This window comes from Pseudarthrobacter siccitolerans (assembly GCF_030823375.1).
In the GTDB taxonomy this organism is placed as follows: domain Bacteria; phylum Actinomycetota; class Actinomycetes; order Actinomycetales; family Micrococcaceae; genus Arthrobacter; species Arthrobacter siccitolerans_A.
In genome coordinates, this window is sequence record NZ_JAUSXB010000001.1 from 4,226,745 (window position 1) to 4,236,829 (window position 10,085).

The window sequence follows — 10,085 nt, forward strand, 5'->3', positions numbered from 1 at the left end:
TCGCACCCCCGAAGGTTCACATATGTCCACCGGCACCCCGTTGACCCGGATCGCCGAGCGCCTCAGGCAACCTTTCCACCGGAACGGCCAGCCCATGCGCCTGCACCCGTCCGCCGTCTGGGCCGAGGCCAGCAGCACCGCCGGGCTCGCCCTGGCTCCCGCCTGGCGCGCTGCCAGGGCGGCCTGGCTCAAGCACGCCTGGCCCGTCCTCTCGGTGGTCAGCGTTTTAGGCTGGTCCGTTCTGGCCGCCGTCATCCTGCTCTGGACTGCGGGACAGGCCTACGGCTGGCAGGAGGCAAAGGCCGCCGCGGTGGCGGCCTTTGTGATGTTCGTGATTGCCGTGGGCTTTATCCTCGGCCGCTCCACTTATGGCGTGGTCCTGGACCTTGCCCGGACGCGCGTGGCGGTCGGGGACAGCGCCGTGGGCAGCATCGCTGTCACCAACACCTCCAACCGGCCCCTGCTGCCCGCCGCCGTCGAACTGCCCGTGGGCGGTGTCACCGCGGTCTTCCACCTGCCCCGGATGAAACCGCAGCAGGTCCACGAGGACCTGTTCACCATCCCCACAGCCCGCCGTGCCGTGATCGTGGTCGGACCGGTGCGCTCGGTCCGCGCCGACCCGCTGCACCTGTTGCGCCGCCAGGTCCTGTGGACGGAGCCCGAAGATCTCTTCGTGCATCCCCGAACGGTGGCCCTGGCCGGATCGGCTGCCGGCTTCATCCGCGACCTTGAGGGCATGCCCACCACCGAGCTGTCCAGCGCAGACGTGTCCTTCCATGCCCTCCGCGACTACGTGCCCGGGGATGACCGGCGGCACATCCACTGGAAAACCACAGCGCGGACCAACAAGCTTATGGTCCGCCAGTTCGAAGAGACCCGCCGCGCCCACCTCGCCGTGTCCCTGTCCATCAACACGGACGAATATGCCTCGGAAGAGGAATTCGAGATGGCGATCTCCGCCGCTGCCTCCATCGGCCGGCAGGCCATCCGCGAGCAGCGTGAGCTGGACGTCCTCACCCAAAAGGGGCCGCTAAGGTGCGAAACGGGCCGCAACATGCTCGATGACATGACCCGCATTGTGGGGGCACCAATGCGTCGTACCGCCGTCGACCTCGCGAGGACGCTGGCCGATACGGTCCCCAACGCCTCCGTGGTGTTCTTTGTGGTGGGCAGCAACGTCACCCCCACCCAGCTCAGGTCCGCCGCCGCCTCCGTGCCGCCCGGGGTGCGCAGCCTCGCCGTGCGGGTGGAAGCCGGCGCCGCGTCCAGCAGGGCGAACATCGCCGACCTGACAGTGCTCACCCTGGGCGACCTCGCCGACCTTGGCATCGTTCTCCGAAAGGCGGCAGCATGACCTCCGCACCCGGCCTGCGCCCGCGCACCGTGTCCGCGCGACAGCCGCGAAACACGCAGGGCTCATCGTTCGCGGACGGCCAGCCGCTTTGGCATTTCCTGCTCGACGCCGGTGCCCTGACCGTACTCCTGGGGCTTGGCCTGCTTGGCTTCGGGCTCAGCTTCGGCGGCGACCCGTATTACCTCCTGTCCGGCTTCGGCGGGATCATCCTGGGCCTGGCCATCGGCGTCCTCAATGCGCACCTGCGACTGGGACTGCTGATCACCTCGGCCCTGGCCCTGGGTGCCTACCTCATGTTCGGGACGCTGCTGGCGGTACCCGACTCGGCTATCGCCGGCATTGTGCCCACCCTGGACTCGCTCCGGATCCTCCTCCTGGGCATCATGTTCGCCTGGAAGGACATGCTGACCGTCGGGGTTCCGGTGGGAACCGCCGGCGGCGTGCTGATCGTCCCGTTCCTGAGCTCCATGATCACCGCACTGGTAGCGGCGGTCCTCACTTGGCGGGCCAGGACCCCGTACCTGCCCCTGATCCCGGTGCTGGTTCTCTTCGTAACGGGCATCGCCTTCAGCACCAACGCCGCCTTCCTCACCCTCGAACGCGGCATCGGCCTGACGGTGCTGGGCATCGCCTGGGCAACCTTCCGCCGGGACGCCCTGCGCAGAAGCAGCAGCCGGAAGGTCGCTGTCAACAACCCGCAAATCGACTCCGCCACCGCGCAGCGGGCCAAGCTGCGCAGGCTGGGCATGGCAGCCGGAGTTATTGCCGCCAGCGTGGCCGTCACCGCGGTCTCCGCCCCGCTGCTGACCGCAGGAGGAGACCGGAAAGTCCTCCGGAACGTTGTGGTCCCGCCGTTCGACCCTAAGGACTACATCACCCCACTGGCGAGCTTCCGCACGTTCGTCAAGGACAAAAAGGACGACACCCTGTTTGTGGTCCAGGGGCTGCCCCGCGACGGACGCGTCCGGCTGGGTGCCCTGGACGCCTTCAATGGCACCAACTACAACATGGATCCCAACGGCTCCGGCAACTTCAGCAAGGTAGGCGATACCGAGTCCATCAACACCCTGGCCGACACCTCGGGCGTGGTTCCCACCAACGACTACTCCATCGGCATCACCATCGAGGACTACCAGGGCTTCTTCGTTCCCGGCGGCCGCAAGACCACCGGCATCAGCTTCGACCAAGCTGCCTCCGCCGCGGCTTCGGGCCTCTACTTCAACTCAAGCACTGACACCGCCGTCACCACCAACGGGCTGTCCAAGGGGGACTCCTACAGCGTCCAGGTGGCCGATCCCGTCAAACTCGAACACGGGCAGCTGACGCAATACGACTTCGCCAGGATGTCCCTGCCGGACACGGTCGAGGTGCCGCCGGTGGTGGGATCGCAGGCGAACGACCTCTCGGCGGATGCCCCCACAGCCATCGACCGGGTGCGCCAGATCGAGGCCCACTTCCAGAAGACGGGAGCCTTCAGCAACGGCCTGGTCAGCGAAGGGCAGCTGCCCAGCGTCTCCGGCCACGGGTCCGCGCGCATCAGGAACCTGCTCACGGCCAAGCAGATGCTGGGTGATGACGAGCAGTATGCCGTGGCGATGTCCCTGATGCTGCGCCACCTGGGTATCCCGTCCCGCGTGGTGATGGGCTTCTACCCTGAGCCGACGAGCCCGGAAAACGGGGCAGGGGAAGTGAAGATTACCGGCAAGGACGTCCACGCCTGGGTGGAGGTCGCGTTCGAGCGGGTGGGCTGGGTCAGCTTCGACCCCACCCCGCCCAAGGACAACGTCCCCATTCCGCCGGATCCTGAGAACAAGTCCAAGCCCAAGCCCCAGGTCCTGCAGCCGCCGCCCCCGCCGCAGGAACCTGCGGACCTGCCGCCGGACTCTTCCCCGGACGCGCTGGACGCCGACCAGAAAAAGAACAACCCCTGGCTGTTCTGGGGAGCGCTGCTGGGCGCCCTGGGCGTTGCCCTGATCCCGCTGTCCATCCTCGCGCTGCCGCTGCTGCTGATTGCTTTGCTGAAATCACGACGGCGGAAGTCGCGTTTCCGGGACGGTGACCCTGCGCAGCGGGTCGGCGGGGGCTGGAGCGAGGTGGTGAGCCTTGCCACGGATATGGGAGCCGCCGTCGACACCCGGTCCACGCGGCGCGAAAGCGCGGCGGTACTGGCCGATGCGTTCCCCGCCAGCGGCGGCACCACCACCATGCTGGCCAGGCGGGCCGACGCATCGATCTTCGGAGCCGGCCAGCCCAGCGAGGACGAGGTCCGGGAGTACTGGACCATCGTTGACGGCTCGCTGAAGGAGATGACCTCCACCGTGGGGTTCTGGCGCCGGCAGCAGGCGAGGTTCTCGCCCCGTTCGCTGCTGTCGGACGCGCGCAGCCTCCTGGGCCGCCGCGGCGCCAGGCTGGCACTCCCGGCGCTGCCTTCCATCAAGGGGACCGGCCGCCGTCGTCCTGCCGGCCCGGAAGCATCTGAAGGGACGGCCAGGCCGGACACCACCACGACTCCCGATAGCACCATGACTCCCGATGGCACCACGCAAGGACACAGTATCCAGTGACAGACGACGCCGGGCGTTGCCCCCACTGCCGGCAAATGATCCGCCGCGGGGCCGCTTTTTGCACTGCCTGCGGCGCGCCGTTGCCCAACCGGTCAGCGCGCGGCACCCGCGTGCCCTATCCGGTTGCTGATCCCGGTCCGGGTTCCCCCGCCGCGCACCTGTCCGGGATTCCCGGTACTATCCCGGTAGTAGAAAGGCCCCAGGCATTTACTGCCGGGGGCATCAGCGCGCGCACAGGCCGGGGGAGCGCCGGCGGGTCCACCCTGCAGGTGGCTGCGGGTCCAGGGGGAGGAACGGGAATGGCAGTGAATCTTCAGCTTGTTCCGGCTACGGCGGGCAAGCGCCTTGGTGCTGCCGTGATGGACTGGCTCCCGCCCCTGGCGGTACTCGTCATCACCTTTGCCCTCGGTTTCGCGGGCATCACCCGGACCCGCAGCGGCGGCTTCATCATCTACGACACCGCGTCCCTGGTGCTGTTCGGGGGCATCGGACTGGGACTGACCCTCGTGTATCTTTTCGTCGTGATGGCTTGGGAAGCCCGGACGGGCAAGACCCTCGGCAACCTGCTGATGGGGATCCGGACTGCGGACAACGACGGCTATGCGCCGGGAATCGGTCCTGTCTTCCTGGGCGGCCTGATCACGGGGGCAGGCATCCTGCTCACGCTGCTGGTGGCTGTCCTTGTAGTGGTTTTCCAGTGGTTCGGGGCCGCATTCTTCGTCCTCGGCCCGCTCGTGCTGATTGGCGCGGCGTGGGCCGTGCTGGTGGTGGTTTCCAACAGCTGGGACAAGAACGGCGGGCTCCGCGGCTGGCACGACGCTGCTGCGAAAACCCTTGCGTTCGACGTCAAATCGGGCCGCGATCCCCTTACCACCGGCGGCATTCAAGGGCCGTACAGCTTCGCCCCGCTGGACCTGCCCCCGGTGCAGCAGGTGTTGTCCCCGGTGGCCGGCGCCGCTCCCGTCCTGCCCCCACCGGCAGTCACCCAGCGCACTCTGGCGGAGCCGCAGGTCGCCCCGTACCAGGCGCCAGGTCCGCAGGCCCCTGTAGTCGAGGTCCGTGCAGTCGAAGCCCGGGCATCCGAGGCACCCGCATTCCATGCCCACGCACCGGCCGTCCAACAACGGCATCCGGACGACGACGTGGACCGCACCCAGGTGCGCCCGGGATCAGCCGCACCCGCGCCCGTCGCGGTCCTGCGCATCAAACTGGACGACGGCCGCGATTTCCAGTTGGACCGCAGCGTCCTGGTTGGCAGGAACCCGGTGGCCAAGGCGGGCGAACAGCAGGCCCAGCTGCTCGCCGTCGATGACGCCGGACGTTCCATTTCCAAAACCCATCTGCATTTGCTGACTGACGGGGCCGGCGTCTGGGTGACGGACCGCAACTCCACCAACGGCAGCGCCGTGACCACCCCCGACGGCCAGCGCACCCCCCTTCAAGCGGGAGTGCCCGCATTTGTTACCCCGGGATCCAGTGTCCATTTTGGAGACCGCACCTTTTACCTAGGACAGGCATGAACCATCAGCCCGCACGTGTTCCCTCCAGCACTAAACCGGGGGCAGGGCTCAGCCTGAGCGTCGGCCACGGAACGGACCGGGGACTCCGCCGGGAGTTGAATGAGGATTCGTACATTGCCTCCGATCCCGTCTTCGCCGTGGCGGACGGCATGGGCGGCCACGAAGCCGGCGAGATCGCCAGCGGTATGTGCGTCCGGGCGCTGGCCACGATACCCCAGCTCACCACGGGGGAGCGGAGCGTCACGGCGGCCGTCCTCCAGCAGTACTTGGTGAAGGCGGACGACTCCATCCGCGAGGCCACCGGTGCGCGGGCCGGCACTACGCTGACGGGCGCCGTCATCGTGGAACAGATGGGCATGCCGTACTGGCTGGTGATGAACATTGGTGACTCCCGGACGTACCGTCTGAGCCAGGGCAGGTTCGAGCAGATCAGCGTGGACCACTCCGAGGTCCAGGAACTGGTTGACGCCGGGGAGATCACGGCGGAGCAGGCCACCATCCATCCGCGCCGGCACGTGGTCACGCGCGCCCTGGGCACGGGAGATGAGACGGAGGCCGACTATTGGCTGCTCCCGGTTGAGGAGGGAGACCGGGTCCTCGTATGCTCCGACGGGCTCACCGGGGAGCTGACGGACGAACACATTTACCGGATCCTCAGCACCGTTGGCCATCCCCAGGATGCAGCGGACGCCCTGATCCAGGCGGCGCTCCGCAGCGGTGGCCGGGATAACGTCACGGTTGTGGTGGTGGACGCCCGGAACGTCCTGAACGACGCCGGTGCAGCCACCACCGCGCCACGCCCGGTCCCGGCCGAAGAGGAAGTAACACTGCCCCGCACAAGCACCGCGGATGAAGGCACCGTGGAAACAGCCGCTCTGGAACCAGACACTCTGGATGAGAGCGAGGAACCGGGCGATGACCGCCGTTAGTTACATCGCCGGGACCTGGCTGGGCATTGTCCGCTCGCACACGGCCGTCCTTCTGGGGCCGGGCACGCAACCGGCCCTTATCGCTGCACTCTGGGACCTGCTGGAAAGCCGGCCGGAAGTGCACGAAGTCCTTCACGCCGTGACCAGCAGTTCCGGGGGATCACTGGCCAACATCCCTTCCTTCGGCATCCTCGACTTCCAGGGACCCCTCCGCGTATTCCTGCGGGGGGACCTCGACGTCACTGTCCAGTCGACGGACGGCCCCGTGGAGCTGAACGGCCGGGACGTGACTACGTGGACCGAGCGGCGGCTCAATAATCCCGGGCTGTGCCGGCTGGCGATCCCGTACGCGGGCAGCGGAGTGCACCGCCAGGCGACACCCGCGCAGGCGGATGCTTACCTGCCATCGCCTGGCCAGCCGGAGGCTGACCTGCCGGAGCTGCCGCTCGCGGAAGGCGTGGTGCTGCTGCAGTCCCTGGTACTCATGCTCGACGCCGGGACCAGGGCGGCCATCAGGCACGATCTGGCAGCAGCGGGAACCGCCGTATCCGCGAAACCGGCAGCGGCCACAGCCCCGACGGTCATTGAAACCACTTCACCTGCAGCGGTCGCCTCCGCCGTGTCGGCCTCGGCTATTGAAGCGCCCGGGCAGGCAGGTGACCTTCCGGAGATCACTGTTGCCCCCGAGCACGGGGCGTCTGCCGAGACTGTTTACGCGGTCATCGATGAGGACTTCGGCGTTGAAGGATCTGCAGTGCCTGACGCTGATCCGGGCACAAACGCTGCCCGGGAAACTGATGCTGATGCAGGGACTGACCCTGCACCGGAAACTGACGCTGCCCCACGGTTTGAGCCAGAGCCAGAGCCAGTTCGGGAGAACGCTGGATCCGGTTCTGGCGAACAGGCGCCGGCCAGCGAGATGACCAGCTCCTACGATCATCTGTGGGAGCGGACGGTGGTCCGCAGGATCGAAGACGCGGCCATTCGCGAAGATCTGGACGAAGCCGGCCCGGAGTCCGGCAACCAGGAAGCAGCAGACCAGGAAGCCGGCAACCAGGAAACACCAGGGCCGGAGTCGCCAGACAAGCGGGAAGAAGCCGCCTCACCGGCGGAGCCCGGCAGTCCTGAAGCGCTCCCGGCACCGGCGGACGCACAGCCCGTCGTCGTCCTGGACGTACAGCCCGCCGTCGTCCCGGCGGCGCCTTCCACCGGTTCACCGAGCCCGGCACCCGTCGCTCCGACAAGCAGCGGCCTCATCGATTCTGTGCCCTGGCGGACGGGGGGCGCGGGCAGCGGGCAGGCCCCGACCGTTGCAGCGCCCTCGCCCATGCTGTCGGCCGTACCTTCCGCAGGATCCGATAGCCCGGTTACCCCCGCCGCACAAACGAGCGCAGAGTACGACGGCGACCACGACGGCCAGACAGTCATGAAGGGCAGCCTGGCCGGGATGGCTGCACGCCCGGTCCGCGCGGTGAAAGACGTTTCCGCGGCAGTGGGACCGCTCGTGCTGGCACGGCTCTGCGCCCAGGACCACCCCAACCCGCCGACGAGTGCCGCCTGCGCCACCTGCGGTGCCGGCTTGCTGCCCGATGCAGTCCAGGTGGCTCGTCCCCGCCTCGGACGGATGCGGATCTCCACGGGAGAACTCGTAGACCTCGACCAGTCGCTGGTGATCGGAAGGCAACCCTCAGTGTCCCGGGTCCAGGGCGGAGTGATGCCCCGGCTGGTCCAGGTGGCGAGTCCGGGCGGGGATATTTCCCGCTCCCACGTCGAAGTCCGGCTGGAAGGCTGGCACGTGATGCTCTGCGACCTCAAAGCCACCAACGGCACCGTCCTGGTGCGCGAAGGCCAGCCTCCGCGCCGCCTGGCCCAGAACGAGATGGCGATCCTGCTTGACGGCGACATCGCAGAACTGGGCGACAACATCTCATTGCGTTTTGAGGAGATTCTTTGAGTTCCAAACGGCCACCGGCGCCGCCGCCCCACATCCCGGGGTTCACCTATTCCAGCCTGCTCGGGTCCGGCGGCTTCTCCGACGTCTACCTTTATGAACAGGACCGGCCCCGGCGGAAAGTGGCCGTCAAGGTGCTGCTCTCGGACCTGAAAACCGAAGGTGCCCGCCGCCGGTTCGAGTCCGAAGCCAACCTGATGGCCCAGCTGTCGTCCCACCCGTACATCGTCACGATCTTCGAGGCGGAAGTCACCGACGACGGGCATTCCTACCTGGCAATGGAGTACTGCTCCCGGCCCAGCCTGGAGGTACGGTACCGCCGGCAGCGGTTCAGTGTTGACGAGGTACTGGCCGTCGGCATCCAGGTGGCATCCGCCGTCGAGACAGCCCACCGCGCCGGCATCGCCCACCGCGACATCAAGCCCGCCAACATCCTGGTGACCGACTACAACCGCCCTGCCCTGACGGACTTCGGCATCTCCGGAACCCTGGCCGGCGACACCGACGAGGAATCGGGCATGTCCATCCCGTGGTCCCCGCCGGAACAGTTCTCCGACGGCAACGTTGACGGCGTGATGGTGGATGTATGGGCCCTCGGAGCCACGCTCTACACCTTGCTGGCCGGCCGGTCGCCGTTCGTGATGCCCGGCGCTGACAACTCCCAGCGCGAGCTGATCAGCCGGATCAGCAACATGCCGTTGCCGCGGCTCGGCCGCGCCGACGTCCCGGAGTCCCTGGAACTGGCGTTGTCCACGGCGATGGCCAAGTCCCCGCAGTCCCGGTACTCCTCCGCCCACGCCTTCGCCCTCGCCCTGCAGCGCATCCAGGCCGAACTGAACCTCTCCGTGACGCCCTTCGAAGTCCTGGAGGAGCCGCACCCGGAGGACACCCACCCGGATGACGGTGCCGAGGAAACCCGGGTGCGGAGCATCGCGGCCATTGACCCGGAACGGACGGGCAGCGCGCCCACTTTCCCGGCCCGCACCCGGCCGCAGGTGCCCACAACGGAGGCCCCGCCGTCGCGCATTACCCCGCCGGCAGCCTCAACCCCGCCTGCGCACACATCCGAGCCCCAGGACTGGCCCCCGGCCACGGTGCTCCGCGGCAACGCCGGCAGTGCTTCGGTTACCCCCGGCCTGACCCGGCACGGCGGGTTGCCGGAGGGCAGGTCCCGGAACAGCACCTTCCAGGACGGCCAGCTTGCCGGCGGCGGTGATGCCGCTGACACCACCCTTCACCGCCCGGCGCGGGTGGACGAACCCGCTGAAGAGGCCCCGTCCGGCCAGGACCACGGGAAGCGCAACCTCTGGCTTGCCATCTCCGGCGGTACCCTGTTGGCCCTCGCCGCGGTGGTGGGCATCGTGATCGCCAATGCGGCACCGGAGGCACCGAAGACCCGGCAGAGCCAGGAAGCCAGCAGGCCGCCTGCCGATGCCCTCGACAACGGGACCGTGCCCGACGTCGAGGGGCTCGCCGGATCCGTGACGCCCGCCGGCGACGTCGCTTTCACCTGGAACAATCCGCAGCCCAAGCCGGGCGACAAATACAAGTGGCGGGTCTATACGATTGGCGGCGGCGGCGAATACCAGTCCATCGACCAGCCGCCCGTCCAGGTGAAGCCGAACCCGTCCGGGCAGACCTGCCTCCAGGTGATGATCGTCCGTACCGACGGCGCCTTCTCTCCGATGGAAGAAGCCTCCATCGGCTGCACCGGCCCATGAGCGGCACCACGTTCCAAGGATTCGCACAAGGACGCTATACAGAGCT

General features: G+C 68.0%; 6 protein-coding genes. All 6 read left to right on the forward strand.

The features are described from left to right. Nucleotides 1-22 precede the first annotated feature (22 nt). From QFZ36_RS19615 to QFZ36_RS19640, 6 genes are read left to right on the forward strand one after another with little or no spacing between them, the layout of a single operon-like run. Nucleotides 23-1,354, forward strand: a complete 1,332-nt coding sequence (locus QFZ36_RS19615) for a DUF58 domain-containing protein (RefSeq protein ID WP_306638780.1) — start codon at nt 23-25, stop codon at nt 1,352-1,354. Next, the gene (locus QFZ36_RS19620) at nt 1,351-3,918 is read left to right on the forward strand and encodes a transglutaminase-like domain-containing protein (protein WP_306638782.1); all 2,568 of its coding nucleotides are present in this window, start codon (nt 1,351-1,353) and stop codon (nt 3,916-3,918) included. Before QFZ36_RS19615 ends, QFZ36_RS19620 begins: the two co-directional genes overlap by 4 nt. Continuing rightward, the gene (locus QFZ36_RS19625) at nt 3,915-5,438 is read left to right on the forward strand and encodes an RDD family protein (RefSeq protein ID WP_306638783.1); all 1,524 of its coding nucleotides are present in this window, start codon (nt 3,915-3,917) and stop codon (nt 5,436-5,438) included. The genes QFZ36_RS19620 and QFZ36_RS19625 overlap by 4 nt, the downstream gene beginning before the upstream one ends. Then, on the forward strand, nt 5,435-6,367 hold the full coding sequence (locus tag QFZ36_RS19630; protein ID WP_306638785.1) for a PP2C family protein-serine/threonine phosphatase: 933 nt from the start codon (nt 5,435-5,437) through the stop codon (nt 6,365-6,367). Before QFZ36_RS19625 ends, QFZ36_RS19630 begins: the two co-directional genes overlap by 4 nt. Further along, nucleotides 6,354-8,321, forward strand: coding sequence for an FHA domain-containing protein (locus QFZ36_RS19635; RefSeq protein WP_306638787.1), 1,968 nt, complete (start codon nt 6,354-6,356; stop codon nt 8,319-8,321). The genes QFZ36_RS19630 and QFZ36_RS19635 overlap by 14 nt, the downstream gene beginning before the upstream one ends. Then, nucleotides 8,318-10,039 (forward strand): serine/threonine-protein kinase, encoded by a 1,722-nt coding sequence (locus tag QFZ36_RS19640; RefSeq protein WP_306638788.1) that lies wholly within the window; start codon nt 8,318-8,320, stop codon nt 10,037-10,039. The genes QFZ36_RS19635 and QFZ36_RS19640 overlap by 4 nt, the downstream gene beginning before the upstream one ends. Nucleotides 10,040-10,085 lie beyond the last annotated feature (46 nt).